This is a genomic window from Bradyrhizobium sp. URHC0002, from assembly GCF_054059515.1.
The window spans coordinates 6,105,777-6,132,520 of sequence record NZ_JBSSCF010000001.1; the positions used below are offsets into that span (position 1 = coordinate 6,105,777).

The window sequence follows — 26,744 nt, forward strand, 5'->3', positions numbered from 1 at the left end:
CGATGATCTTAAACGCAGACAACCGCCCGAACCGCGATAATGCGGCGGCGGCGAGCGGCGGACATGGTCGAAGCGTTGATCATGGGCGCGGCTATAAGGCCGCGCCCGCCTGACGTCAAGTTATGACTGCCATTACGGCAGGGTCTGGCGTCAGATCACCGGGCTCCATTGCGCCGGGACCAGCCGGTAGCCGCTTCCCTCCTTCACCACATTGCCGAGACCCGGAAATGGGTAGTGAAAGCCTTGAACGCGCATTTTCTCGGCGACCAGCATGTCATAAATCTTGCGCCGTGTGGTTTCGGCCTGCGCAGGATCCTGATCGAAGAACGCCCGCCAGCCCGGATTGACGACAAACAACGCAGGATGATTGGTCACGTCCGACTGGATGAACACCTTGTCGGACCCCGATGACAGAACAAAGGATGTATGCCCCGGTGTGTGACCGATAGTCTCAACCGCGAGCAATCCTGGCGCGATCTCCTTGCCCCACTCATAGGGCGTCGCTTTTTTCTTAAGGCCCGCTTCAAGAACGCGACGAGCATTTTTGAAAACAGTCTGCATTCGGCCTTCGGGCGCCCGGCTCATTTCACCGTCGTCCATGAAGTACTTCCATTCAACGGACGGCACCAACACTTCGGCATTGGGAAATGCCAGCGTATTGTCGGCATTGAGCAGGCCGTTGATGTGATCGCCATGGAAATGCGAGATCACCACCGTATCGACTGATTTGGGATCAATTCCCGCCGCGGTGAGATTCGTCACGAACTGCCCGGCAACTCCCTTGCTTGCCGCATGGGCCGCGCCGCCGTTTCCGGTGTCGATGACAATCGTCTTGCCGCCCGTATTTATCGCAAGAGGTGTGAACAAAAGCGTCATCTTGTCTTTCGGCAAGAACGCCTTGTCGAGCGCGGCGTTTACTTCGTCTTTCTTGGCGTTCAGGACAAAATTATCTGCCAGATCGAACGTACTCGACCCGTCGAAAATCGCGTTCACCTGAACGTCGCCCACCTTGTAACGATAGAAGCTCGGCGCCTGCTTGTCGGCCAGCGGCGCAGCGGCATTGGCAGCGGCGGAGGGCAAAAGCGGCGTGGCGGCGAGCGCCGCGGCGCCGGCGAGTGCGTGTCGTCGTGTCAGTTCCATGGTGATGTCCTCCCAGTGAGATGAAGTATGCGACGGCGAATGCGATGTGTGCGACAGCGGGTTTGCACTTCTTTTGATGTAATTGCCGCATCTACCGCTGTATTACCGGCCGCGCGATGACAGTGATCGATGGCAAACGCGAGCGCTCCGGTCGGTCGATCGTATCTTTGGGGCTAACACCCGCACGGCGCGCTTATTCCGGTCTTGTCCCTACGCCGCCCGCCACAGCCACTCGACGATATGCGCCATCACGTCGCCGAACAGCAATAGGGCCGCCGACCAGACCAGGGCCGAGACGAAATTGGCAATCTGGAATGGCCAGTACGACATCTCGAAAATGCCGGCGGCGAGCGGCACCGAGGCCCGTAGCGGTCCGAAGAACCGGCCGATGAAGATCGACGGCACGCCCCATTTTTTCACGAAGGCCTCGCCGCGCGGCAGGATCTCCGGATAGCGCGACAGCGGCCACATCTGGGCGACCTGCTCCTTGTATCGAAAGCCGAACCAGTACGAGACCCAGTCACCGAGCGCCGCCCCTATGCCGCCGGCGAGCCAGACCGGCCAGAAGCTGATGCCGCTGACGCCGATCAGCGCGCCGATCGCCACCAGCGCCCCCCATGCTGGAACCAGCAGAGAAATGAAGGCGAGCGATTCGCCGAACGCCAGCACCATGACGATCGGTGCGGCCCACGCCTGATGCTCGCGCACGAAATCGGCCAGGGCGCGCGCAAAATCCTGCATGTCTCGAGTGCCTTCCCCGCCGCGTTGCGCCGTTGAATTTTTTCGCCTGATTCAAGGCTTGCGACAGCTAAGCCAGCCGCTTTCGTGACTTCAAGTCACAAAGGCTGGCACGGGTTGTGATAGCCCAAATCCCGGCCGCCGCAACGGCCATCGACGCCAGCGAAAACCGTGATCTGTCTGGACCATGGAGGGGGCGTTGCGGCCATCTGTTCAGCGCCGCACGGGGCTGATACACGCTCGCCATTCGGTGCAACACGGGAAGAAAGCGCATGGCGCTTTGCCCCACCGTCACCTTTTGAGCCCATCCGTGGCATAGTCAGAACGACCGATTCGCTCGCGCGGCTTCGCGCGCAACACCTAAAGAGCCATGTCCAAGTCATTGAAATCAGCTACAAAAGCCAAATCCCCCAACGACCTTTTCGGGACGGAACCGAAGGGCCGCGCGGCGCCCAAGGCCGCGTCGCGGGCGTCCAATGCCGAGGCCGGCTATACCGCGGCCGACATCGAGGTGCTGGAAGGATTGGAGCCGGTACGCCGGCGTCCCGGCATGTATATCGGCGGCACCGACGAAAAGGCGCTGCATCATCTGTTCGCCGAAGTCATCGACAATTCGATGGACGAGGCGCTGGCGGGACACGCCTCATTTATCGAGGTGGAACTCGGCGCCGACGGATTCCTCACGATCACCGACAACGGCCGCGGCATCCCGGTCGATCCGCATCCGAAATTTCCGAAGAAATCCGCACTCGAAGTCATCATGTGCACGCTGCATTCCGGCGGCAAGTTCGACTCCAAGGTCTATGAGACCTCGGGCGGCCTGCACGGCGTCGGCGTCTCCGTGGTCAACGCCCTCTCCTCGCTGCTCGAGGTCGAGGTCGCGCGCGAGCAGAAGCTCTACAAGATGTCGTTCGAGCGCGGCCATCCCAAAGGCAAGCTCCAGGATCTCGGCAAGATCAACAACCGCCGGGGCACCCGAATTCGCTTCAAACCCGACACCGATATTTTCGGCGCCAAAGCCGCGTTCAAGCCGCAGCGGCTGTTCAAGATGGCGCGCTCGAAGGCCTATCTCTTTGGCGGCGTGAAAATCCGCTGGCGCTGCGATCCCGCGCTGTTGAAGGGCATCGAAGAGGTGCCCGCCGAGGACGAATTCCACTTCGTCGGGGGCCTGAAGGACTATCTCGCCGCCGCTGTCCACGCCGACACGCTGGTGCACCCGGATATCTTCTCCGGCAAATCCGGCCGCAACGGCGCGCATGGCGCCTGCGAATGGGCGGTGGCATGGACCGCGGACGCCGACGGCTTTCTCTCCTCCTACTGCAACACGGTGCCGACGCCCGACGGCGGCACGCATGAATCCGGCATGCGCAGCGCGATGCTGCGCGGCCTTAAAGACCACGCCGAGCGCATCGGTCAGGGCAAGCGCGCCGCGCCGATCACCTCGGAAGACGTCATGGTGGGCGCTGCCGTGATGCTGTCGGTGTTCGTGCGCGAGCCGGAATTCCAGGGCCAGACCAAGGACCGACTGGCCACCGCGGAAGCGCAGAAGATCGTCGAACAGGCCATCAAGGATCCGTTCGACCACTGGCTGTCGGGCAATCCGCTGCAGGCCAACAAGCTGCTGGACTTCGTCATCGAGCGCGCCGACGAACGGCTGCGCCGCCGCGCCGAAAAGGAAACGTCACGCAAGACCGCGGTGAAGAAGCTCCGCCTTCCCGGCAAGCTCTCGGACTGCACCAACTCCGCCACCGAAGGCTCCGAGCTCTTCATCGTTGAGGGCGACTCGGCAGGCGGAAGTGCAAAACAGGCGCGCGACCGCAAGACCCAGGCGATCCTGCCCCTGCGCGGAAAGATTCTGAATGTCGCCTCCGCCGGCAAGGACAAGCTGATGCAAAACGCGCAGCTTTCGGACCTGATGCAGGCGATCGGCTGCGGAACGGGCGCGCACTACCGCGAAGAGGACCTGCGCTATTCCCGAATCATCATCATGACGGACGCCGACGTGGACGGCGCGCACATCGCTTCGCTGCTGATCACCTTCTTCTATCGCCAGACGCCGCGCCTGATCGACGAAGGCCATCTCTATCTGGCCGTGCCGCCGCTCTATCGCCTCACGCATGGCAGCAAGACGGTCTACGCTCGGGACGAGGCCCACAAGGACTCACTCCTGAAGAGCGAGTTCAACGCCAACGCCAAGGTCGATGTCGGCCGCTTCAAAGGGCTCGGCGAGATGATGCCGGCGCAGCTCAAGGAAACCACCATGGACCCGGCCAAACGCACCATGCTGAAGGTCGTGCTGCTGGCCGATGACCGCGAAGGCACCGCCGATTCGGTCGAGCGGCTGATGGGAACCAAGGCCGAGGCCCGGTTCGCCTTCATCTCCGACAAGGCGGAATTCGCCAGCGACGACCTGCTGGACGTGTAAATCCTGGATTTCCGGTGCTTTCCGGACTTTTCCGGCCGACAAGGCCGGATCGCGCCGAATTCTGCCCATCTTTCAGGCATTTCCGCGGCTTTCGTTTTCGGGCGAGTGTGCTCCGCCCGCAACAGCATTTTAGGTGGAACTGCGTATATTCACGGTACTGAACATACACGCGGTACTGGGCTCCGGCGATCGGTACGAAAGCACCTCTAGATAGCAGTCGAGTTCGACGCTTCTGGACTAAAGGAATTGGAAATGAAGAAATTGGTGATCGCTCTGGCCGCTGTGGCGGCATTCACCGGATCGGCCTCGGCCGCTGATCTTGCGGCTCGTCCTTACACCAAGGCTCCGGCCGCAGTTCCAGCACCCGTCGCCAACTGGACGGGCTGCTACGTTGGTGCCGGCGGTGGCGGTGCTTACACCAACAACGATCACAACGAATTCATCACGGCCACTGGTCTTCCGAGGTCCTTCAATGAGTCGAGCGGAGCGCGCGGCTGGTTCGGCACCGTAGGAGCGGGCTGCGACTACCAGTTCGACCGGTTCGTGGTCGGTGTCTTCGGCGACTATGACTTCATGGATGTAAAGGGCGACATTGGTTTCGACGGCGTTGCCATCGTGAGGGGCGTCGGATCGCAGAAGCAAGATTGGCAATGGGCGGTGGGGGGCCGCGTCGGTTACTTGATCACGCCGCAGTTGCTGACCTACTTCTCGGGCGGTTATACGCAGGCCCACTGGAAGTCGACCAACTTGACGCAGTTCGGTGCCGCGGCGCCGCTTTGGAACCTGCCTGGGGCCACTCGGGGTGGTTGGTTCATCGGCGCAGGTGACGAGTATGCTTTGAACTTCCTCCCCGGCCTTTTCTGGAAGACCGAGTATCGTTATTCGGAGTTCGATGCGGTCAACGTTGGCGTCAACGTTGCTGCCACGGGCCTTCCGACCGGCGTCTCGATCACCGAAAAATTCCGCGAGCACAGCGTGCGCAGCGAGCTGGTCTATCGCTTCAACTGGGGCGGCGCTCCGGTGGCGGCCAAGTACTGATCCCTGCTACATAAAAGCTCAAAAGCCCCGGCATCGTCCGGGGCTTTTTTGTATTTCCGACCGGCTCAGCCCCCTTACCCCCGTACCTGTACGATTACGTGTAGGACGGGCCGATCTGATCGGATAAGTAGCTTTGTGGACGAGTGTGTTCCTCCCGCAACAGCTTTTTGGGTGGGACTGCGTATAGTCACCGTATTGGGTTTTGGGAATCGGTGCTCGCGCACACCATCAGAGCGGTCCAACGGGGCGCTTCTAGATCGAGGGATTGGACATGAAAAAATTGGTGATTGCTCTGGCCGCCGCGGCGGCTTTCACTGGCCCGGCTCTTGCCGCCGATATGGCCGCGAAGGCTCCCTTGCGGGCTGCGCCTATTGCCGTCGCCCCGAGCTGGACCGGCTGCTACGTCGGCGGCGGTGGCGGCTATGGTCTTTTCGACATCGAAACGCAGCAGGTTAACATTCCGACCGGCCTCGCCTTCAACCGCTCAGTGGACCAAGGTGGCCGGGGCTGGATCGGCACCCTGCAGGCAGGTTGCGACTATCAGTTCCCGATGGGTTCGAACCAGTTCGTTGTCGGCGCCTTCGGCGATTACAATTTCTCTAACATGAGGGGCGATTTCACCGGTAACGGCGCCGCTGTTGGCTTGGTCAGCAACACGGAGAAGGTCGACTGGTACTGGGCGATCGGCGGTCGCATCGGCTGGCTCGTCAATCCCCAGACTCTCACTTATTTCTCTGGTGGCTACACCGAGGCTCATCGCACCGGCTTCGGTAGCTACCTGACCACTGCGAACGTTCCGACCGGCGTCGGCCTCTCGGGTGGCACGAACAAGGGCTGGTTTCTCGGTTCTGGTATCGAACACACGGTTGGATGGATTCCGGGCCTGACCTGGAAGACCGAGTACCGGTTCTCCGAGTTCGACCGCCGCGATAACGCTGAGTTTGTCACTGCGACGGGTGTGCTCACCGGCAACGTAAGCCGCGACAGAATGTTCACCCAAACTGTCACATCGACTCTGTCCTACCGTTTCAACTGGGGTGGCACTCCGGTCGTCGCCAAGTACTGATCTCTGCTAAATCAGCGGCTCAAAAGCCCCGGCATCGTCCGGGGCTTTTTTGCGTCTGCAGACAGCCGCGCCAACTTGTCGCCGGCGGTGCCTTCACGAGCCGCCGCCTGGCACCACTGCCGCCTGCAGCGACCGGTACGCACGGCGCAACCGGCACTCGATCTCGGACCAGTCCGGATCCGTCATCGCCTGCCCGCGCGCGTCGCGATAGGCCATCGCCTCGGCGCGGCCGATGCCTGATATCAGCAGCGACGGGTGGTCTGCCGACTTGCCATAGGTGATGGCGGCGACGCGGGCGACCGTCACGCCGTATTGCTCTGGGCCCACGGCTTCGCGCCTCGCCTGCCACCAGTCGAGCTCGAGCCGCGCCGCCTCCGCGACATCGAAGCCGCCTGATGTGGCGGATGCGAGCAGGCGGTAGTAGGTCACGAGCGGCGGCAGCGCGGCGTCGGCCGCCTCGCGGGAGCGCGTCGGCTGGAACGCTTTCGCGGCCTGCGCCGCCGCCAGCGCGATCCGAAAACTGTCCAGCGGCGAGAAGCCGAACTGCGTCCGCGACAATTCGTAGAGATGGCCGAACAGCGCGGCATAGCGCTTCTCGTAATAATCGCGCCACATCGCCGTCTCCAGCCGTGCGATCTCAGCCGGCTCGAAGCCGCGCAAATCCGCATGCCGCGGCCATGACGCGTAGGTGCCGATCGCGCCCAGGAGAAGCGCAAGCGCGAGAATGACCGTCCGGCGGTTCATGATGGCCCCTGAGATCGCAGTGCAACGACTTCCGGCCTTGCGAAGCCGGCCGGCTTTGTATTCGATCGGAAGTACGGCCGCCGCGGGCAACGGTTTCCTTAAGCCGGCCGCACGACAAGCCGCGGGTCTGAGACGGCAACAGGAGGGAATCCATGGCCAGATCGCTCTCGATCATCGGCTTTCTGGCGCTCGCCATCGGCTTGCTGTGGATCGGGCAAGGCACCGGCGCCATTCGCTGGCCGCCGTCGAGCTTCATGATCAATCAACTGCAATGGGCCGGATACGGCGCGCTGCTCGGCGCCGTCGGCCTGATCCTGATCTGGCAAGGCAACCGCTAGATTCGTTAATTCGTAGGGTGGGCAAAGGCGCGCTTGAGCCGTGCCCACCATCTCTCCAGCGGCACGGATGGTGGGCACGCTTCGCTTTGCCCACCCTACCCAAACAACAACGGACAATCACCATGACAGCACGACCCTTCGATCTCACCGGCAAGGTAGCCATCGTCACCGGCGGCAATGGCGGCATCGGGCTCGGCATGGCCAGGGGATTGGCAGAAGCCGGCGCGGCGATCGCGGTTGTAGGCCGCAACGAGGCCAAGTCGGCCGCCGCGGTCGCGGAGCTAAAGCAAGGCGGCGCCAAGGCGATTGCGATCACCGCCGACGTCACCGACAAGGAAGCGGTCGCCGCCATGGTCGGCCGCGTCGCCGGCGAGCTCGGCCGGATCGACATCCTCATCAACAATGCCGGCATCAATATCCGCAAGCCGCCGCATGCGCTCGAAATCGCCGAGTGGAACAGCGTGATCCAGACCAACCTGACCAGCGCCTTCCTGTGCTCGCAGGCGGTCTATCCCGCCATGAAGGCGGCCGGCGGCGGCAAGATCATCAATATCGGCTCGATGATGTCGATCTTCGGGGCCAGCTTCACGCCGGCCTATGCCGCCAGCAAGGGCGGCATCGTGCAATTCACCCGTTCCTGCGCCTGCGCCTGGGCGGCCGACAACATCCAGGCCAACGCGGTGCTGCCGGGCTGGATCGATACCGATCTGACCAAGCGCGCCCGCAAGGAGATCGACGGCCTGCACGACCGGGTGCTGGCGCGGACGCCTGCGGCGCGCTGGGGCGCCATCGATGATTTTGCCGGAATCGCGGTCTTCCTCGCCTCGCCCGCGTCCGACTTCGTCACCGGCACGGCGATTCCCGTCGATGGTGGGTATTCGGTTATGGGATAGGGGGACCGTTTGTTAGGCTGCCCGTAACGCTGAGGAAAGCGATTCGTGGGCAAGGGAGTGTCCCGGTGCCGACCAAACGGCCCAATCGTGAACCTTTTGAGCCGAATAGCGGCCATCCCCCGGCAATCTATTGGTGTAATCGTGTCGAACTTGCACGACTGTGGCGTGCAGGTGACAGCCCCGCTGCGGTTCCTAGTCTATGTTGCGTGCACATCAGTTGCTCGCGCGACTTGTACTGGATTGGGGAAATTAATGAAAAAATTCGCTATTGCTGCCGCTGCCTTGGTCGTCGGCACCGTCAGTGCCTCGGCCGCGGATCTGGCCGCTCGGCCGTACACGAAGGCTCCCGTGGCTGTTGCCGCCGTTTACAACTGGACCGGCTTCTACATCGGCGGACAGGTCGGTTATGCCTGGGGTGACAACCGCACCACTGAATTCTTCACCGCTACGGGCCTGCCCTCTGGTTTCAACCAGAACTACAACACCAATGGCGTCGTTGGCGGCGTTCACGCCGGCTACAACTGGCAGTTCGGTCAGTTCGTACTCGGTCTTGAAGGTGACGTTGAAGGCGCCGACATCAAGGGCGGCTATCGCCTGGTAAATACTAACGGAACGGACTATCGGCTGCGCGATCAGGCCTCTATCCGTGGCCGTGCCGGTGTTGCCTTCAACAACTCGCTGCTCTACGTGACCGGTGGTGCGGCCTTCGCGGACATCGATCACACCTACGTCTTCGCGAACACCCTCTTCGAACGAATCTCGACTACCCGTACCGGCTGGACCGTGGGCGCGGGCTGGGAGTATGGCTTCGCGCCGAATTGGTCGGCCCGTGTCGAGTATCGCTACACCGACTTCGGCAGCTACCGGGACCGCTCCACCTTCTCGTTCCCAGGATTCACCTACGAGGACCATCCGGTGTATCAGACCGTGCGCGCTGGTATCAGCTATCGCTTCGGCGGCCCGGTCGTCGCCAAGTACTAAGCCAAGTACTGATCCGGCTACCTGATAGCCCTCAACAGCTTAAAGCCCCGGCATCGTCCGGGGCTTTTTGTTGCGTTTGCGGGAGTGACCTTCCTGCGGCATCGGGCGGGGCCACAGGACCAACGGCGGCTTTGCTCGGCGCTCCGCCCGGCTTCAACCGCAGGGGTGGGCGTCGGGGGTGACCTGGGGGCGGCCCAGCCTGCCCGGCCACGGGATTCACGGGATTCCGGTTCCGCGAGTGGGAACCCAATTGCCAGCGTCGATTGTACTTACCTGTGGCAGTTGGGTGACGGACGGGTGGCCAGTTTCCGCCTATGCTGAGACTCGAATTTGGTTACCCGTAAATGAATTTGTCCAACCAAGGGGCGCTCTCAATGAAAAAGCTTGCTTTGGCAGCCGCTGCGATTTTCGCGCTGTTCACCGGCACTGCCTCCGCCGCCGACATGGCGGTCAAGGCCCAGCCCGTCGTTCCCCCGGTCCCCGTATTCAGCTGGACCGGCTTCTACATCGGTATCCACGGCGGTGGCGCTTGGTTCGACAATGACTGGACCGGAGTAGGCCTCATCGGCGGCGGCGGATGCGGAGCCCCCTGCCCGGTCTCCGCCGGCGGCCATTCCGGCTCCAGCTGGCTGGTTGGTGGACAGGCTGGCGTCAACTACCAGACCGGTATGTTTGTGATCGGCGCGGAAGTCGATGGTAGCTGGACCGAGCTGCGCGGTTCCAACCTCAGCACACTGACTGCTATCGTGAATAACAATTCACGCATCGACGCGCTCGCCACATTTGCAGGCCGGGTCGGTATCGCTTCCGGGCCAGCCCTGTTCTACGCAAAGGGCGGTGCAGCCCTCGCCGATGAGCGCTTCTTCACCTCCTTCACCGGTACAGGCATCGGCGCTCAGGCGACCGACTCGACTCGCTGGGGCTGGATGGTCGGTGTTGGTATCGAATACGCTTTCGCCAACAACTGGTCGGTGAAGGCCGAGTACAACCATATGGACTTCGGCAGGGAAACCGAGACGCTCCAGGCGCTGCCGGGCTGCGGCTGCGTTGCTTTCCGGTATGACGTGAATCAGACCGTCGACCTCGTGAAGGTCGGCCTCAACTACCGCTTCGGCTGGGGTGGCCCCGTGGTTGCGAGGTACTGATCGTCGCAAAGCTCTGAGAAACAAAAGCCCCGGCGCAAGCCGGGGCTTTTTGCTGTGGGGTCGACTCAACTAACCACCCGGCGACTGCACATGCTCGGGGCGTACGCCTAACCCCACAAACCGCGCCGTGATGCCCTGCAGCCAGGGCACGGCGGTGACCAGCCGCAAAACGAGCGGCGCCTTTAGCGGCGCGTTGCCCGGCTTCAGCGCGGCGTTGATGATATTGTTCTGCACGACGACCTGCATCCGCTGCGTCATCTTGACCGGAAACTGACGGCGCCGGCGTACCGCGTCGAGTTCGTCCTCGGATGGGCAGCCGTCCGCCAGCTTCGCCGCCAGCAGATTGGCGGTCGCGACCGCATCCTGCACCGCGAGGTTGACGCCGACGCCGCCGATCGGCGACATCGCATGTGCGGCGTCGCCGATGCACAACAGCCCCGGCCGGGTCCAGCGCTTGAGCCGGTTGACGGCAACCGTCAACAGCTTCACCTCATCCCAGCTCTTCACCTCTGATAGCCCCGATTTCAGGATCGGCGCCATCCGCGCGATGTCGTCGAGCAGCGCCGGCAGCCCCCTCGCCCGCACGGCGTCATACTGCCCCTTTGGAATCACGTATGCGCATTGCCAATAGTCGCCGCGATCGAACGTCACCATCATCCTGCCGGGATCGACCCGCGCAAACAGGTTTTCGCTTTCACCTTCCCGCTTGCCGGCGCGAAACCACAGCACATCCATTGGCGCGCCGACTTCCTCGACTTCGAGCCCGGCGCGTTCGCGCACCAGGGAATGGCGGCCGTCGCAGGCAATGGTCAGGTCGGCCGCGATATCGATCACGCCATCCGGCGTCTTCGCCTTCACGCCCGTGACGCGCTCGCCGTCACGAATGAGATCGACCGCTTCCGTCGACATCATCACCTTGAGCGACGCAAACCGCTTGCCGCTCTCGCGCAGGAAATTGAGAAAGTCCCACTGCGGCATGAAGGCGATGAAGGGATATTTGACGTTGAGCCGGCCGAGATCCGCGATCCGCACCGTCTCGCCGCCGAACATCCCCTCCATCCTCTGCAGGCGCTGATGCGGCAGCTTCAGGAAGCCGTCGATCAGCCCGAGCTCGTCCATCACCTGCAACGTGGAGGGATGCACGGTATCGCCGCGAAAATCGCGGAAAAAGTCCGCGTGCTTTTCCAGCACCACGACGTCGACGCCGGCACGTCCGAGCAGATACCCGAGCATCATGCCGGCCGGGCCGCCGCCCACGATGCAGCAACGTGTTTTCATCGCTCGCTCCCTCGCATCGATAGAGCCAAGCCTACTCAACCATCAAGCCTACTCAACCATATTGTGTTGCTGCCAGCGCAACAGATGGGCCTGCAACCGCCAGATCATGGCCGAAAGCGCCACCCCCACCAGCATCAGCACGATCACCGCAACCATCATCCCCGAGGCTTCCGCCCGGGCCTCGGACTCGATGATCAGCCGGCCGATCCCGCGCTCCGCGCCGATGAATTCGCCGACGATGACGCCGATCAGCGCAAAGGAGATCGCCGGCGAGAGCGAAGCAAACACCCAGGCCATGGTCGAGGGGATCACGACGGTGCGGGTGATCTGCCATTCGCTCGCGCCCAGCAGCCGCGCGACATTGATAAAGCCTTCGTCGATCGAACGGGCGCCTTCAAAGGTGTTGAAGAACACCAGGAACACCACCACGATCCACGAGGTCACGATTTTCGAGGTGTCGCCGATCCCGAACGCCAGCACGATGATCGGCGCCAGCGCAATCCGGGGAATCGAATTCACCGCCGTAATGAAAGGCTGGAAGATCGCGCTGAGCCGGTCCGAACGTCCAAGGATAAGCCCTGCGACAAAGCCGCTCGACACCCCCGTGACAAAGCCGAAGAACGTGTTCTTCAGCGTGATCGCAGTCGCGATCCAGAGATTGTTCTCGTTGCGCACCATGCACTTGGCAAAGTCGCCATTGAACCAGCCATTGAACACGCCGAGCTTGGATTTGAGGCAGCTCAGGATCAGGAAGTGCTCGAAGATCTGCGAGGGCTTTGACACGAAATAGGGATCGAGCAGATCAGGCACCAGCCACGGGACTTTGGCATGGAGGTCATATCCCCATTGCCAGATCGACAATACAGCCACGCAGATAAACACCTGCCAGGCCAGCGTATTGCCAATACGACGTGTTCTCATGGCGTGCGTCCCTTGACGAACTCCTCGCCGAGCGAGTGCCAGATGTGCTGGAACAGCTCGGCGTAGCGCGGCGTCTCACGCACCTTGACCGCATCGCGCGGTCGCGCAAAGTCCACCTCGAACATGTCCTTGATCCGGCCCGGCCGCGCCGAGAACAGGATGATGCGGTCGGCCAGCGTCAAGGCTTCGCCGAGGTCGTGGGTCACGAACAGAACGGTTTGCTGCTCGCGCTCCCAGATCCGCAGCAGCACGTCGTGCATGTCGATCTTGGTGTGGGTATCGAGCGCGCCGAACGGCTCGTCCATCAGCAATATTTGCGGCTCCACCACCAGCGTCCGCATCAGCGCCGCACGCTGACGCATGCCGCCCGATAGCGCGGATGGATAGGCCTGTTCGAAGCCTTGCAAGCCCGCCTGCGCCACGCAGGCCGCGATGCGTTGCTTGCGCGCGGTTTCCGGAACGCCCGCCAGTTCGAGGCCGTAGCCGATGTTGTCGGCGACGGTGCGCCAGGGGAACAGCGTATCGCGCTGGAAGATGTAGCCGACATTGGGCGTCGCCTTGCCCGCAACGACCGGCACACCGTCGATCAGGATTTGACCACTGGTCGGCTTGATCAGCGTCGCGATCATGTTGAGAACGGTGCTCTTGCCGGAGCCGGACGGCCCCAGAAGTGCTACGAACTCGCCGCGGCGGACACCGAAGGAAACGTCCCGCACCGCCTCGATCGCGTTCCCCGCAAGCTGAAACGTTTTGCTCAATCCCCTGACGTCGATGCGCTGGACACTGGATTGTCCATCCGGCAGGCCAGTCGAAAGGTTCTGGACGTTCAAGCCGGATACGCCTTTCGCGCTGCCTCGATAAAGGTCGGGCTGACCAGATCGGCCGGCGTCAGCGGCTTGATGCCGGTCATTTCCCGGAACCAGACCTTTTCGCCGCGGGCGAAAGCCGCCGCATCGATCGACGATTCATAGTCGGTGACCTTTTGCAGCGCGGTGATCTCGAGGATGTTGGCGGCGCGCGAAGTACTGCCGACATAAGGCTCGATCGTGTCGTAGATTTCGTCGGGCGAATGTTTCCTGATCCATTGCGTCGCGCGCCAGATCGCGGTGACGAAGGCCTGCATCTTGGGCGGGTCCTTGTCGATGGTCGCCTGCAGCGTGAAATGTGCCGTAACCGGCACCTTGCCACCGATGTACTTGTTCCAGATCGTCTCATCGGTGCCGTCGAAAAGCAGCGTGCCCCAGCCCTGTTCTTTCGAGTCGTTGAGCAACGACAGCGAGCTGACGAGGACATCGACCTGCTTGGTCTTCAGCGAGCCCAGCATGGTGTCGACATTGCCCGTGCCGATCCAGGTGACTTTCTGGTCGAGCCCCATCGTCTCCATGTAATAGGACGACCAGACGTGGTTGGTGCCGCCCAGCGACGACACCGAGACGATCGGCTTTCGCCCGTCGGGTCGCTTCCATTCCGTCAGCTTCTCCAGCGAGGTGATGCCCTGATCCCAAAGATCCTTTCGGATGATGAACATCACCGAAGAGGAACGGGTATCGACCGGCATCAGCACGCGGCCATTGCGGCCGCGATTAGAGAGCTGCATCGGATGGGTGATATCGCCGATGCCAATGTCGCCCTGCGCGGAGGCGATGATTTCGCGCGTCTTGACGCCGCTGCCACCCTGGATCAGCTTGCAGTCGAGACCGGCTTCCTTGAAGTATCCCAATCTGTCGGCGAGGAACTGCGTCTGATAGACCGGCACGGCGACGGGATAGATGACGCGGCCGGGCTTGTCCTCGGCCCACCCCCTGCCGGAGGCGATGGAAGCGCCACCGGCCGCGATGACCGTGAGCGCCGAACGTCTGGTGAAATGTGCCATCAGGCGCGCTCCTTTTCTTTGCCGGCGACCTTCTCCAGCGCGTTCAGCACCGCATCGCCCATTTCCTGCGTTGACAGCCGCTTCGCTCCCGGCTCGGCAATATCGGCGGTTCGCGCGCCGCCCGACAAGGCGCTTGCCACGGCCCCTTCCAGCAGGTCCGCATCCTCGGGCCGGCTGAGCGTCATGCGCAGCATCATGGCGACGCTGAGGATGGAGCCGAGCGGGTTGGCAATGCCCTTGCCGGCGATGTCGGGGGCGCTGCCATGGACCGGCTCGTAAAGCGCCTTGCGCCGGCCGAACTTGTCGAGCGGACCCAACGAGGCCGATGGCAGCATGCCGAGCGAGCCGGACGCCATCGCCGCGCAATCGGACAGGATGTCGCCGAAGATATTGCCGGTGACCATCACGTCGAATTGCCTGGGCTCGCGCACGATCTGCATCGCGGCGTTATCGACATACATATGTGTGAGCTCGACATCGGAAAATTCCGCGGCGTGCAAGGCGATGATTTCCTCGCGCCACACCACGCTGGTTTCAAGCACGTTGGCCTTGTCGACCGAGCAAACCTTGTTCCTACGCGTCCGCGCCAGCTCGAAGGCGGAACGCGCCACGCGGCGAATTTGATCGGTCGTGTATTGCTCGGTGTTGAAGCCACGGCGTTGCCCGTCGGCAAGCGTCTCGATGCCGCGCGGCTCGCCGAAATAGATGCCGCTGGTCAGTTCGCGGATGATGACGAAATCGACGTCCCTCAGCACGCTGGCCTTGAGCGGCGCCGACTCCGCCAGCGCCGGATGGGCGACGATCGGCCTGAGATTGGCGTAAAGATCGTATTTGCTGCGCAGGCCGAGCAGACTGCCCGCTTTGCGTGCCGCTGCGGGCACTTCCTTCGTCTCCGGGCCGCCGGTCGCGCCCCACAGGATCGCGTCGGCCTCCTCCATCGCTTCGACGGTGTCAGGCGGCATCACCTTGCCGGTCGCGAGATAGGGAATGATGCCGTATTGCGCTTCGCGCAACACCATGGGAACGCCGCGTTTGGCGGCAAACCAGTTGAGCACCCGCTGCGACTGCGCGGTCACTTCGGGGCCGATACCCTCGCCGCCGACCACGGCGACCTTGATCATGTTGGACCGGTCCTTCATGCCGCGTTCCCTGCCGTTTTCTTTGCAAAGTGGATCCAGGGCCGTTCTGCCCGGTCGGCCGCCTGAAAGGCGCGGATCTCGTCATCGCGCTGTAATGTCAGCGCGACTTCATCGAGCCCCTCCAGCAGGCCCGCGCGCCGGCGCGGATCGATTGCAAAATCGTGCCGCTGTCCCGAAGGCGAGATGATCGTCTGTTGCTGCAGGTCGATGCTGATACGCCCGGCACCCTGGGTCTGCTGCACCTCGGCAGCAAGGCCATCGACAATCGCCTTGTCGACGACAACAGGCAGGATGCCGTTCTGGAAGCAATTGGCAAAGAAGATGTCGCCAAAGCTCGAACCGATGACGGCGCGGATGCCCATTTCCTGCAACGACCAGACCGCGCCTTCGCGCGAGGAACCGCACCCGAAATTTGGACCGGTAATGAGAATTTCCGCGCTTCGATAAGGCTCACGGTTCAGGATGAACTCAGGATTTTCCGAACCGTCGGGGAGATAGCGAAGCGCGCCGAAAGCCCATTTGCCGAGCGTTCCGCGAATGGAATTTCCGACCAGCCGCTCGATGCGGATGATGACGTCGGTATCGATATTGCCGCGCATGATGGGGGCGGCGATCGCCGTCAGGGTGTTGAACGGTTTCGGCATGTCAGCGCCCCATCGTTCGCACGTCGGCGATGGCGCCGGCGATGGCCGCTGCGGCCGCACTGGCCGGGCTTGCCAGATGGGTACGTGCCCGCGGACCCTGGCGGCCGACAAAATTGCGGTTCGACGTCGAGACCGAACGCTGACCGGGGGCCACGGTTTCACCGTTGGCGGCAAGACACATCGAGCATCCGGGCTCGCGCCATTCGAAGCCTGCATCGGTAAAGACCTTGTCCAGCCCTTCGGCGACCGCATCGCGCTTGACGGTCTCCGAACCCGGCACGACCCAGGCACGGACGCCCGACGCAACCTTGCGGCCGCGGGCGATCTCGGCGGCGGCCCGCAGATCGCTGAGCCGGCTGTTGGTGCATGAGCCGATGAAGACCCAATCGACCGGTGTGCCGGCGATCGGTGCGCCTGCGACCAGTCCCATATAGTCGAGCGCCGTCTCGATCGCGGCGCGGCGCGCGGGGTCAGCGACCTCGCCCGGATCGGGCACGCGGCCATCAACGCCGACGACGTGTTCCGGACTGATGCCCCAGGTCACCTGCGGAATGATTTTTTCGACATCGATGACGACTTCGCTGTCGAACACCGCATCGGGATCACTCGGCAGTTTTCGCCACGCCGCAACCGCCTGCTCCCACATCGCACCCTGCGGCGCATAGGGCCGTCCGCGCAGATATTCAAACGTCTTCTCGTCCGGCGCGATCAGGCCCATCTTGGCGCCGAGTTCGATCGACAGATTGCAGATGGTGAGCCGGCCCTCGACCGGCAGATCGCGAATGGCGCTGCCGGCATACTCGACCGCGTAGCCGGTGCCGGCCGCGGCGCCGACATGACCGATCAGGGCGAGGATGAGATCCTTGGCCGTGACGCCAGCCGGCAGCCGGCCTTCGAACCGCACCCGCATGGTTTTCGGCCGGCGCTGGATCAGCGCCTGCGTCGCCAGCACATGGGTCAGCTCGCTGGAGCCGATGCCGAACGCCAGCGCCCCCAGTCCGCCATGGGTGCAGGTATGGCTGTCGCCGCAGACGATCAGGCAGCCCGGAAGGCTGAGGCCAAGCTCGGGCCCGATCACATGAACGATGCCCTGCCCGGGTTCGTCGACATCGAACATCCGGATGCCGGTCGCCGACGTCTCGGCCCGCAGGCCCGCCAGCAATTCCAGCCCGACCTTGCTGGTGCCGGCCCGCCCGCGCGCCGTCGAAATCGCATGATCCGGCGTTGCGAAGGTCAGCTCCGGATTGTGTACCGGCAGGTTGCGGCTTTTGAGATCGAGCAAGCCACGCGAGCCGCCCAGATCGTGCAACAGATGACGATCGACATGAAGCAGATCGGTGTCGTCGCTGACGCGACAGATGACGTGCTGGTCCCAGATCTTGGCCAGCAGCGTTCGGGCGGGCATTTGCACTGCCGTATCCTCCCGTTTTTTCTTCTTCGATGGCAGGTCGATGCACCGCCACCGGCCGTTTTGCACGGCCTGCTATTCAGGTCGTCGCCCGAACTCGCTTGCGATTATCAAAACATATCGGAGCCCGTGGGCCAACGCCTCATTTGGTGGGCTAGGCCCCACACTGGCGTGGGACGCCGTCAGATCGAAGCGGCGCATCCAATCCATCCCGTCGATCCGCTGCCGGCGCTGACGCGCCAATTTCAGGAAGCAGTCTCACGAAGCCTTGGACCAGCCCGAGTTTGTCCATCACCTCAGCGTCGAGCGATACACGGTGTCGCCGCGAAAATCGCCAGCTCCTCAAAGCACACGACATCGATGCCGCCCGTCCGAGCAAACAGCCGAGCATCATTCCGGCAGGCCTGCCGCCGACGATGCAACAACGCCCGTCCAAACCCTTATGGAGCCGGCACTGCCACCATGACGAGTGTATTGTTCCACCGTGTGTTCCTCGCGCTACAGTTTTACCGGCCGAACCGGTCTACTCTCTCACATCGAGATTTGACGCGTTAGGAATGTTGAAATGAAGCGTATTTTGATTGCTGCAGCGGTCGCGCTCAGCAGCGCCTCCGGCGCCCAGGCTGCGGATTTGGCTGCCCGCCCATACACCAAGGCACCGCCGGCCGTGGCTGCGGTCTACGATTGGACCGGGTTTTACGTTGGCGGCAACGTCGGTTATGGCTGGGGTGGAAACACCGATCCAAGCCTTTCCCTGGTGAATCCGGGAAATGCCGGAAACATCACGACCTTTCTCACCACAGGCTTCCCCGGCTTCAGCAGTGGCAACCAGTTTCCGAACCTCAACCCGGATGGCGTGTTCGGAGGTTTGCAGATCGGTTACGACCGTCAATTTGGCACCTGGGTATTGGGTGTGGTCGCCGATATCCAGGGCGCAGATTTCACCGCCCGTCGGAACGCATTAACGACACTTGCCGCCACAGCGGCCGATACGACTGAGGGCCTGTCTGCAAAAATCACCTGGTTCGGAACGGTCCGCGGCAAGGCCGGTTTTGCGATGGGCGACTGGCTGGCCTACGGCACCGGTGGTCTGGCCTACGGCAACACCGAAAGCAGCATCAACTTCTTTTGTACACCCGGAGGTGGCGGCTGCGCAGGCGTCTCCTTCGCGGGCAATAGCTCAGAGGTCAAGGTCGGCTGGACCGCCGGTGCTGGCATCTCGAAGGCGTTCGCGGGCAACTGGAATGTCGGCGTCGAATATCTCCACATTGACCTGGGACGTTCGTCCGTGACGGGCTTTAGCACGAACGGAGGCTTTCCAACCACGAGCATCACGCAGAGCCAGCGCTTCACCGAGGACACGGTGCGGCTGACCGTCAACTACAAGTTCGGCGGTCAGGTGGTCGCCAGGTATTGATCTCACCGCTCGCCGGAGCATCTCGCACAAAGCCCCGACATCGTTCGGGGCTTTTTGTTGCCGGCACCCTGGTGGTGCTCACGCAAAGCGGCGCCGACCTGTTCGCCTGATACTGTCCGGGTTCCAGAATTAACCTGCGCGACCAACATCAAGCTTAACATGCGAGTTTCGTTGCGGCCGATCCAAACAAGTCTAGCGTGGCTGCAGTCGCGCAGATTGGCCAGTCCCCAAATTTAGCCAGCGTACTGCGCGGTCAGGGGCCGCCTTGTAACCCTAGAGGCGGCCCCGCCCCCCCCAAAGGCAAAGGCCACGCGGCCTGCCTGTAGGCGGCAGCAAAGGGCTATTCAATCACCTCGTCGGCGCGGTCAACGGTGACATGTATCTTTTGGGTGACAAGCTCAAAAAAAGAAAATCCCCGCGGTTGACGACTGGTCGCAGTCGCACGGAGATCGACTATCGTCACATAGGACGTGCGTTATTCCGAGAGTGCAAGCGCCGCGCCGGATACTCACATTGTCAGTGAACGTCGATCCCTGGTGATGGCCACGTAGTTTCGAATCCCTTGCGCCCGTCGCGGACGACGTGAACGGAGCTGGCAATGAGGAAGCGACGCTCGTTCACTGCAGCGCTGGTAGTATCGATGACCATCGGCGCGAGCACTGCCTCGGCGCATCATCCAGGCATCGGCGGCATTGGCGGTGCCGGCGGCATTTTCACGATCGGCGCCGGTACACTCGATCAAGGCCAGTTCGCCTTTTCCCTGTTCGTCGACTATTTGCGGCTGAAGCAACTGAGCGATCCAACTCTGCTCGCCAATATTGGTAACGACGTCCATGGACTGCAATCGGTCGAAAGTCGGTCGCTTGCGTTTGCCTATGGCATCACCAACGACCTGACGGTGTCGGTGCGCCTGCCATTGGTCCGCCGCACCGGCATTCTCGAAGGCGTGCAGGAAGACCCGGCCGATCCCGCCACAGTGCGTGACCGCGGCAACACGTCGGGTTTCGGCGATGTGACCGTGCTGGGCCAGTATCGCTTCCTGAACAATCAAGCGAGCGGAACGCAGGCGGCGGCACTGTTCGGCTTCAAGGCGCCGACCGGCGCAACCAACCTGGTTGACCCGTTCGGAGAAATCTTCGAGGCCGAGTTCCAACCTGGATCGGGCTCTTGGGATGGCTTGTTCGGCGCCGCTTTCAGCCAGCGCTTGACTCCCGCCTTGAGCTTTCACGCCAACATACTCGCGATTGCAACCGGGACCGGGACGCAAGACACCAATCTCGGCAACCGACTTCTCTACAACGGCGCGTTGGCCTACCGACTGTTCGGCGAAACCGCGAGCGAGCCGCATTCGCATGACCCGCGCAACGCCCTTGCGCATGCCGGCCATGATCACTCGCGGATGGCGACCAAGGCTCCGATGGTGACCGCTCCGCACGGGCATGTTGCCTTGGACGCTCTGCTTGAGATCAATGGAGAGTGGCACGACAAGCAGCGAACCTTCGGAATCGCCGATCCAAATTCAGGCGGCAACACGATTTTCATTTCGCCGGGTCTGCGCCTGACGATCGAGAACTGGTCGGGCTACGTGCTGGTCGGCATTCCGGTCGTCAACGACTACAACGGGATTCAAGCGACCCCCACGTGGCGCGTTTTGACGGGGTTCTCCGCCGTCTTCGGGCCCTGATCCATACAAACCCAGTCGCGCAGATTGGCCAGTCCCCGAGTTTAGCCCTGCGTACTGCGCGATCAGGGGGCCTCGTGCCCTGGAGGCGGACCCGCCCCCAAGACAAAGGCCACGCGGGCGATACACCGCATGGCCTGATGCCGGGACTGCCCCGCTCCTCGCAAGATTCCGTCGCCGCCAAGGCAGCCGCGAACCGCCACGACGGTCCCGCAACCAAAGAAGCCCGCCAGGTTGAGTTGGCGGGCCTCCTACGCGGTTACTAGATCCCGCGGGGCCTTGGGGGCAATCCGCGATTGCCACGAAGATACAGAGCTACGGTTAACAAAATGCCTGACGGCGAGCGGCGGTTCTACACAAGAGAGCCTGAGCAAGACTTGCTCCCCAAGGCGCAGACGCCCTCTTCAATGAACCTTTGAGAGGTTCCGGCGACCTACTCACTGCTTGGGTACTCATCTTGCAGTTTGTCTGCGGAGAGTTTGTCTGCAGAGAAAGCTTTTTGGCGATGGTTCGGAAATCCTGGTCCTTCAAGGACGATCGCCGCCTGCTGGAGTTAGCCAAATCCAAAAAGGCGCTTGAGCAGATAGCAAAGGCGATGGATCGATCACCGGAACGCATCCGGAAGCGGGCCATGCGACTCGGCGTCTCGATCAAATCGCAAGCTGCCAGCAGGTGACGCGGGTTGAATTCCGCTCACTTCCGGCTACCTTGCCCACATGACTCTGACCCTGATATTGCTGGCGGCTATCGGTGTCATTCTGCTGGCCGAACGCAGCGCCGAGCACCTGCCATTCGCGATCTCGACGCTTTCCCTTAGCGCGACCGCGATCTCATTCATCGTTGGCGATTTCGACAGGGCGATATTGCTGGCCGGTGTGCTGGCCGCAGCCATCACCGCCGCATCAACCACCAAACATAATTACAGCGCGCTTAAGCTGATCGTAACGGACTTGCCGCTGATGTTTGCAGGCACAGTTCCCTTTTTCATATCGCAGTACCCGCGCGCCGTATTCGCCGTTCTGACCGGGGCTGCCGTACTCATCCTGGCTGCAGTCGCGACCATGATCCATGGAACCGGGCCGTCCGTTCCTCTAGACGTCAGAGTTTTTTTATTCAGCGCTACGCTTATTTGCGTTGTAACGGCTTTCAGGACAAGCGGCGGCGGCATTTCCTTCCGGCGGATCATGGCCCAACGGCGGTGCTTTTACTCGACCTTCATGGCCTCGCTAATCGATCCACATTCCTGGCGGCAAGCCGGCCGATTGGCTCTGAGCGATATTGCAAATGACCCGTTGCCGCTAATGGCGGCCGTACCGGCGCGCACCGTCGAATACCCCGACATCATCGTCATCCAGCATGAATCGATCTTCGATCCTCGCATTTTTGGACTTCCGATCGAGCCCACTGTCGAAGCGTTTCTCTCCCCAAAGAATGGCCTCCATGGAATCCTCAACGTCGACATTTTCGGCGGAGGTTCGTGGCAATCTGAATTTAGCCTCTTGACCGGTCTTTCAAGTGCAAGCTTCGGCTCAAAAGCCTATTACCTTTTCAAGCAGGGCGCGGGCCGATTTCACAACAGTCTTCCCCATTCGTTGGCTGCGCTTGGCTACAGGACCATGCTCGCGTCGAGTTGCCGTCGCAGCTTTCTCAACTACGATGAATTTTATCGTTCGATAGGCATTGGCGAACGCATCTTTGCGGACGATTTCCCTCCACCGTTCGACGTCCGCCAGTTCGAGACGACAAATTCCGATGCAATTTTTCTGGAAGCGGCGTTCGCGGCCCATGCGAAGGGTATTGCCGACGACCCGGCGCCCCGCTTTCTATACGCGCTGACTAACTTCAATCACGGCCCCCACAATCGAAGGCTGGCGGCACCCGGACAGTTCGAGAACGAACGTGCCTTTGCCGCATCAAGCCTCCCCGATGTTCAATATGCCGAGTATTACGCAAGGCTTGCGGAGACGGCCTCGACCTGGAAACGGCTCAAGTTTGCGCTGGCAACGAATTTTCCAAAACGTCCTGTTCTCATCGTGCACTACGGAGACCATCAGCCCGTGGTAACGAAGCGCATTGATCGGCAACTCAAACTCCCCGACGATGCACGGCGCGCGTTCCGCACATTTTATGCGATGGAGGCGCTAAACATCTCCCCTGATCGCCTTGCTTCCGGACCGGGTGCGGACCTGGATATTGCTTTTCTGGGGACCGTGGCGCTCCAGCAAGCAGGTCTGCCGCTTGATCCGATATTTGCCACTCGCGCCAGCTTGCTTGACCATTGCCGGGAAACCTACTTTGCATCGCCTTCCGAACGGAAGCGCCGCTTCCATCGCACGCTTGTGGATCTGGGCATGATCGACATGGGGCCGAGCGTTCAACGCGGCCGCTATTCGCCGACGCCGACGAAGTGATCGAGTGGGCCCGCTATGTCCGGTGCTGGCACCTTGAGACATGGCTGGGAAGCATTGCCATTCAAAAGCAGGGTTTTCCGGCGCAAAATCAGCTGTACGACTGCGAGCACATGGTGTTCAATCCCCGGAACTTTCAGCCCGAGCACAGGCCGCTCGACAGCGTCAACCGGATGCGGCTCGACGTCTATCTTGTCTTGCGACAGGTGCGTCGGAAACTGAACATGGTGGGACATGAGCAGCCAACCGAAGCCCGATCGTTCGGGTGGACTTCAGCGGACGCAGGCGCCGCCGAATGTCGAGAATGAAGCTCTGCACGCCGAACGCCGGCAGCTCACCGTGGCATTTGTCGACATCGTTGGCTCGACGCCCCTGAGTGAGCGGATCGATCCCGAGGAGTTTTTCGCGGTTATCAGAACCTACCGCGATATCTGCGACGAGCAGATCCGCCGCTACGGCGGTCACATTGCCAGAATGATCGGCGACGGATTGCTGGCATATTTCGGCGTGCCGCAAGCCCATGAAAATGATCCCGAACGCGCGGTTCGGGCCTCGCTGGCGATCGCCGCGGCCATCAAGGAACACAAGTTTCTGTTGTCGGACGGCAGCTTCGTCCACCTCGGCGTGCGCATCGGCGTCAACACCGGAGTGGTCGTCGTCGGCAGCGTGCCTGGCGAGCCTCTCGATCGGCGGGAGGTGTTCGGCAGTTCGGCACACGTCGCGGCCCGCCTGCAAGGGCTCGCCAGCGAAAATGGTGTCGTGGTCGGTTCCAGCACTTACGAGCTGACGCGCGGCACATTCAGCTACGCGCCGCTTGGCAGGCGGCCGCTCAAGGGCGTGGAGGAGCCGGTCGAAGCCTGGCGTGCGGAAGCTCTCAGGCCCAGCGAAAGCAGGTTCGATAGGGCGCGGAGGGCGCCCCTCGCCCCGATGATCAGCCGGGTCAGCGAAAGCGCGTTGCTTGCTGAGATGTGGCAGCAGAGTGTATCGGGCTCGGGACAGGTCGGCGTCATTTCCGGCGAACCCGGCATCGGCAAGTCACGCTTGATCCGCCAGTTCCGCAGTGATCTCGATAGGTCTGCGCGTGATGTTCTGTCGTTGCAATGCTCGCCATTCCACGTCAACACGCCGTTCGCCCCGGAAATCGAGAGGCTTAGGCGCGCAACCGGCATCCAGGAAACCGACGACCCGGAACTTGCATTGGCGAAATTGCGCGCGCTCCTGACAAGAGCCGTCCCCAATGTCGCGCACGCACTTCGATACTACGGAGCGATCCTATCGATACCGGCCTGCCCGGACTACGAACCCGCGGATCTCGGCTCTCCCTTTGAGCGCGAGCGTGCTTTTCAGATGCTCACCGACGTTCTTATCGCGGCCTCGCGCAAGCGGCCCATCCTGGGGATCATCGAAGACGTCCAGTGGATGGACCCGACCACCACCGCATTGCTGGTACGCATAATTGCTCGCTGTTCTGGCGAGCGGATCATGATCCTGATCACGCATCGCGATGACTACGAGGCGGACTGGTTGTCAGGCTTGGCCGTTCGAAGGATTGCCCTGCAAAAGCTGGCGCCGCACGAATGCGAGCAAATGGTCGCAGCCGTCGCAGGCGGCGATATCGTATCGCGCCGGATTACCAGCCAGATCGTGGAAAGAACCGATGGCGTGCCGCTCTTCGTCGAGGAGTTTACGCGGGCCGTGATCGATTCCCGCGCAGGCGGGCGCGACGCCGACGCCCTGGCGTTGAGCGAAAGATTGCCCAAGCCATTAGTGCCGTCAAGTATTCACGATTCACTGATGGAGCGCCTTGATCGTCTCGGTCCTGCCAAGCGCGTCGCGCAGATCGCTTCCGTTTTCGGAAGGCAGTTCACTCATGACGCTATTTTGAACGTGCTTCCAGGCAGAGGCCAAACGCTGCAACATGCGTTGGAGGCACTGGAGAGCGCCGGGATTGTGTACCGCATCGAATCTCAGGTTGAGATGTTCACGTTCAAGCACGCGATGATACAGGAAGCCGCCTACTCCTCGCTGCTCATGGAAGAGCGGCGCGAGCTCCACGCGCGCGTCGCCTCGTGGCTGCTTCAGGAGGCCGCGATCAGGGAGAGCAGCCAGCCCGCCGTGCTCGGCTATCACTATGCGCGCGCAGGCAACATTGCTGAAGCGATTGAGGCCTGGCTTCAGGCGGGTAAATCGGCGCTCCGCCGGTCAGCCAACAAGGAGGCGGTGGCGCATCTTCGCGAGGGCCTCTCGCTAATTCCGAAGCTGCCCGCTTCACCACAGCGCTTCGAAGCTGAAATGGCACTGCAATCCAACCTGGCGATGGCGTACATCGCCACCACAGGATGGTCCGATCCGCACGTCTATGGGCCCTACAGTCGCGCACTCAAGCTTTGCGCGAGCTATGGCACCATTCGCGAGAAGGCGACGGTGCTGTGGGGAAGTATCATAGCCAAACTGGTCAACTGCGAGCTCACCAAGGGCCTCGCGCATGCGCAGGATTTCGTCCGACGGGCAGAGGAGTGGCGCGACGACGAGGCTGCCCTCATGGCGTACGCTGCTGCCGTGATCGCCAACTTCTTTCTCGGTCGTCTGGAGCAGGCAAGTGAGCTCGCGGCTCTGATCAGCGCCCGCTACAATCCTCGCGAGCACGGCAAGCTCGTCCAGATCTATCAGCATGATCCATTGATCGTGTCGCTCGTCTATTCCGGGCACATCGAATGGCTGTTGGGTCGGCCCACTCGGGCCAGAGAGTGCTGTGAGACGGCGCGGCAACTCGCGAACGAGATCGGGCACCCGTTCATGCTCGCATTTGCCTCCATTCTTGGCGTGTCCGATCACTGGTATGAAGGCGATCTTGCGGCCAACCTTGCCAGCGTCGAACGCGGCCTGAAGGTCGCTGATGAATACGATTATCCAATGTACCGGACCATCGGTCCGTTGTGGGCGACTGCGGCATTGGCCGCACGAGGCCCGGCGCCAAAGGTGCTCGAACAGCTATGCGGTCTGCTCCGCTTACTACCCGCCGAGAATAGGTGCATTCAAATTCCGCTCTATCGAATTCTGCTCGCCACGGAATTCGGACGGATCGGGGAGCTAGAAAGGGCCCGAAGCTTTGCTGCTTCGGCTGAGTCCCTGGTGAAGCAAACCGGCGAGCGCTGGGCTGCTCCCGAAATTTATCGGATACACGGCTCGCTGCTGTGTCGCGAACCAATGCGGGACGACCGGGCCGCCATGCGCTTGTTCAAACGCTCGCTTGCCTCCGCCAGAAAGCTCGGCGCGGTCGGTTGGGAATTGCGCACGGCGATCAGCATCGCGCGCCTGGTCAGCGCCAGCGGGAGCGCATCCGGACGCGCCGAAGCACGCGACCTGCTGATATCGACCCGGGCGAAATTTGCATCCGCGGAAACTTCCCGCGATCTGCGCGAGGCCGATGATCTGGTGAGAGAGCTGAACTAGTGAATCACGCCTTG

The 26,744-nt window shown here is 61.9% G+C and carries 23 protein-coding genes; 12 read left to right on the plus strand and 11 right to left on the minus strand.

What is annotated here, in order from left to right:
* Window positions 1–150: 150 nt before the first annotated feature.
* Window positions 151–1,140 (minus strand): MBL fold metallo-hydrolase, encoded by a 990-nt coding sequence (locus ACVWVY_RS29880; RefSeq protein WP_456629735.1) that lies wholly within the window; start codon window positions 1,138–1,140, stop codon window positions 151–153.
* Between the two features lie 210 nt (window positions 1,141–1,350).
* A complete protein-coding gene (locus ACVWVY_RS29885; protein ID WP_456629736.1) occupies window positions 1,351–1,881 on the minus strand; it encodes a DedA family protein in 531 nt (176 codons plus the stop codon).
* Window positions 1,882–2,248: 367 nt separating this feature from the next.
* Here ACVWVY_RS29885 and parE point away from each other — a divergent pair, with 367 nt between their 5' ends.
* The 3 genes from parE to ACVWVY_RS29900 all read left to right on the plus strand — a co-directional run bounded on the left by parE (window position 2,249) and on the right by ACVWVY_RS29900 (window position 6,407).
* Window positions 2,249–4,303, plus strand: coding sequence for a DNA topoisomerase IV subunit B (parE, locus tag ACVWVY_RS29890; protein WP_456629737.1), 2,055 nt, complete (start codon window positions 2,249–2,251; stop codon window positions 4,301–4,303).
* 252 nt (window positions 4,304–4,555) lie between these two features.
* The gene (locus ACVWVY_RS29895; RefSeq protein ID WP_456629738.1) at window positions 4,556–5,341 is read left to right on the plus strand and encodes an outer membrane protein; all 786 of its coding nucleotides are present in this window, start codon (window positions 4,556–4,558) and stop codon (window positions 5,339–5,341) included.
* A gap of 271 nt (window positions 5,342–5,612) precedes the next feature.
* The gene (locus tag ACVWVY_RS29900; protein WP_456629739.1) at window positions 5,613–6,407 is read left to right on the plus strand and encodes an outer membrane protein; all 795 of its coding nucleotides are present in this window, start codon (window positions 5,613–5,615) and stop codon (window positions 6,405–6,407) included.
* Window positions 6,408–6,500: 93 nt separating this feature from the next.
* Here the strand turns inward: ACVWVY_RS29900 and ACVWVY_RS29905 are convergent, their stop codons facing one another.
* Window positions 6,501–7,151, minus strand: coding sequence for a hypothetical protein (locus tag ACVWVY_RS29905; RefSeq protein WP_456629740.1), 651 nt, complete (start codon window positions 7,149–7,151; stop codon window positions 6,501–6,503).
* A 152-nt stretch (window positions 7,152–7,303) separates the two neighbouring features.
* Here ACVWVY_RS29905 and ACVWVY_RS29910 point away from each other — a divergent pair, with 152 nt between their 5' ends.
* From ACVWVY_RS29910 to ACVWVY_RS29925, 4 genes are all read left to right on the plus strand, one after another.
* Window positions 7,304–7,489: a hypothetical protein gene (locus ACVWVY_RS29910; RefSeq protein ID WP_057835483.1), complete on the plus strand. Its 186-nt coding sequence runs from the start codon at window positions 7,304–7,306 to the stop codon at window positions 7,487–7,489.
* A 122-nt stretch (window positions 7,490–7,611) separates the two neighbouring features.
* Window positions 7,612–8,382 (plus strand): SDR family NAD(P)-dependent oxidoreductase, encoded by a 771-nt coding sequence (locus ACVWVY_RS29915; RefSeq protein ID WP_456629741.1) that lies wholly within the window; start codon window positions 7,612–7,614, stop codon window positions 8,380–8,382.
* Between the two features lie 252 nt (window positions 8,383–8,634).
* Window positions 8,635–9,363: an outer membrane protein gene (locus ACVWVY_RS29920; RefSeq protein WP_456629742.1), complete on the plus strand. Its 729-nt coding sequence runs from the start codon at window positions 8,635–8,637 to the stop codon at window positions 9,361–9,363.
* 374 nt (window positions 9,364–9,737) lie between these two features.
* Window positions 9,738–10,508 carry an outer membrane protein gene (locus ACVWVY_RS29925; RefSeq protein WP_456629743.1) on the plus strand — a complete coding sequence of 257 codons (771 nt, stop codon included), beginning with the start codon at window positions 9,738–9,740 and terminating at the stop codon, window positions 10,506–10,508.
* Between the two features lie 69 nt (window positions 10,509–10,577).
* Here ACVWVY_RS29925 and ACVWVY_RS29930 read toward each other — a convergent pair whose 3' ends face one another.
* From ACVWVY_RS29930 to leuC, 7 genes are read right to left on the minus strand one after another with little or no spacing between them, the layout of a single operon-like run.
* Window positions 10,578–11,786 carry an FAD-dependent oxidoreductase gene (locus ACVWVY_RS29930; RefSeq protein WP_456629744.1) on the minus strand — a complete coding sequence of 403 codons (1,209 nt, stop codon included), beginning with the start codon at window positions 11,784–11,786 and terminating at the stop codon, window positions 10,578–10,580.
* 48 nt (window positions 11,787–11,834) lie between these two features.
* Window positions 11,835–12,707, minus strand: a complete 873-nt coding sequence (locus tag ACVWVY_RS29935; RefSeq protein ID WP_456629745.1) for an ABC transporter permease — start codon at window positions 12,705–12,707, stop codon at window positions 11,835–11,837.
* Window positions 12,704–13,537 (minus strand): ABC transporter ATP-binding protein, encoded by an 834-nt coding sequence (locus tag ACVWVY_RS29940; protein ID WP_456629746.1) that lies wholly within the window; start codon window positions 13,535–13,537, stop codon window positions 12,704–12,706. The genes ACVWVY_RS29935 and ACVWVY_RS29940 overlap by 4 nt, the downstream gene beginning before the upstream one ends.
* Complete coding sequence (locus tag ACVWVY_RS29945; protein WP_456629747.1) at window positions 13,534–14,580, minus strand: ABC transporter substrate-binding protein; 1,047 nt, start codon at window positions 14,578–14,580, stop codon at window positions 13,534–13,536. The genes ACVWVY_RS29940 and ACVWVY_RS29945 overlap by 4 nt, the downstream gene beginning before the upstream one ends.
* On the minus strand, window positions 14,580–15,719 hold the full coding sequence (leuB, locus tag ACVWVY_RS29950; RefSeq protein WP_456629748.1) for a 3-isopropylmalate dehydrogenase: 1,140 nt from the start codon (window positions 15,717–15,719) through the stop codon (window positions 14,580–14,582). Before leuB ends, ACVWVY_RS29945 begins: the two co-directional genes overlap by 1 nt.
* Entirely contained in the window at window positions 15,716–16,363 is a 648-nt protein-coding gene (leuD, locus tag ACVWVY_RS29955) for a 3-isopropylmalate dehydratase small subunit (RefSeq protein WP_456629749.1), read from the minus strand. The genes leuB and leuD overlap by 4 nt, the downstream gene beginning before the upstream one ends.
* 1 nt (window position 16,364) lies before the next feature.
* Window positions 16,365–17,768: a 3-isopropylmalate dehydratase large subunit gene (leuC, locus tag ACVWVY_RS29960; protein ID WP_456629750.1), complete on the minus strand. Its 1,404-nt coding sequence runs from the start codon at window positions 17,766–17,768 to the stop codon at window positions 16,365–16,367.
* Between the two features lie 568 nt (window positions 17,769–18,336).
* On the opposite strand from leuC, the gene ACVWVY_RS29965 reads away from it, so the two are divergent.
* The 4 genes from ACVWVY_RS29965 to ACVWVY_RS29980 all read left to right on the plus strand — a co-directional run bounded on the left by ACVWVY_RS29965 (window position 18,337) and on the right by ACVWVY_RS29980 (window position 23,280).
* Complete coding sequence (locus ACVWVY_RS29965; protein WP_456629751.1) at window positions 18,337–19,188, plus strand: outer membrane protein; 852 nt, start codon at window positions 18,337–18,339, stop codon at window positions 19,186–19,188.
* A gap of 598 nt (window positions 19,189–19,786) precedes the next feature.
* Complete coding sequence (locus ACVWVY_RS29970) at window positions 19,787–20,872, plus strand: transporter (RefSeq protein WP_456629752.1); 1,086 nt, start codon at window positions 19,787–19,789, stop codon at window positions 20,870–20,872.
* Window positions 20,873–21,326: 454 nt separating this feature from the next.
* The gene (locus ACVWVY_RS29975; RefSeq protein WP_456629753.1) at window positions 21,327–21,545 is read left to right on the plus strand and encodes a hypothetical protein; all 219 of its coding nucleotides are present in this window, start codon (window positions 21,327–21,329) and stop codon (window positions 21,543–21,545) included.
* A gap of 40 nt (window positions 21,546–21,585) precedes the next feature.
* Window positions 21,586–23,280, plus strand: a complete 1,695-nt coding sequence (locus tag ACVWVY_RS29980; protein ID WP_456629754.1) for a sulfatase-like hydrolase/transferase — start codon at window positions 21,586–21,588, stop codon at window positions 23,278–23,280.
* Here ACVWVY_RS29980 and ACVWVY_RS29985 read toward each other — a convergent pair.
* The gene (locus ACVWVY_RS29985; RefSeq protein ID WP_456629755.1) at window positions 23,256–23,513 is read right to left on the minus strand and encodes a hypothetical protein; all 258 of its coding nucleotides are present in this window, start codon (window positions 23,511–23,513) and stop codon (window positions 23,256–23,258) included. The two genes, ACVWVY_RS29980 and ACVWVY_RS29985, sit on opposite strands and share 25 nt — an antisense overlap.
* Here ACVWVY_RS29985 and ACVWVY_RS29990 point away from each other — a divergent pair.
* Window positions 23,512–26,730, plus strand: a complete 3,219-nt coding sequence (locus tag ACVWVY_RS29990; RefSeq protein WP_456629756.1) for an adenylate/guanylate cyclase domain-containing protein — start codon at window positions 23,512–23,514, stop codon at window positions 26,728–26,730. The two genes, ACVWVY_RS29985 and ACVWVY_RS29990, sit on opposite strands and share 2 nt — an antisense overlap.
* Window positions 26,731–26,744 lie beyond the last annotated feature (14 nt).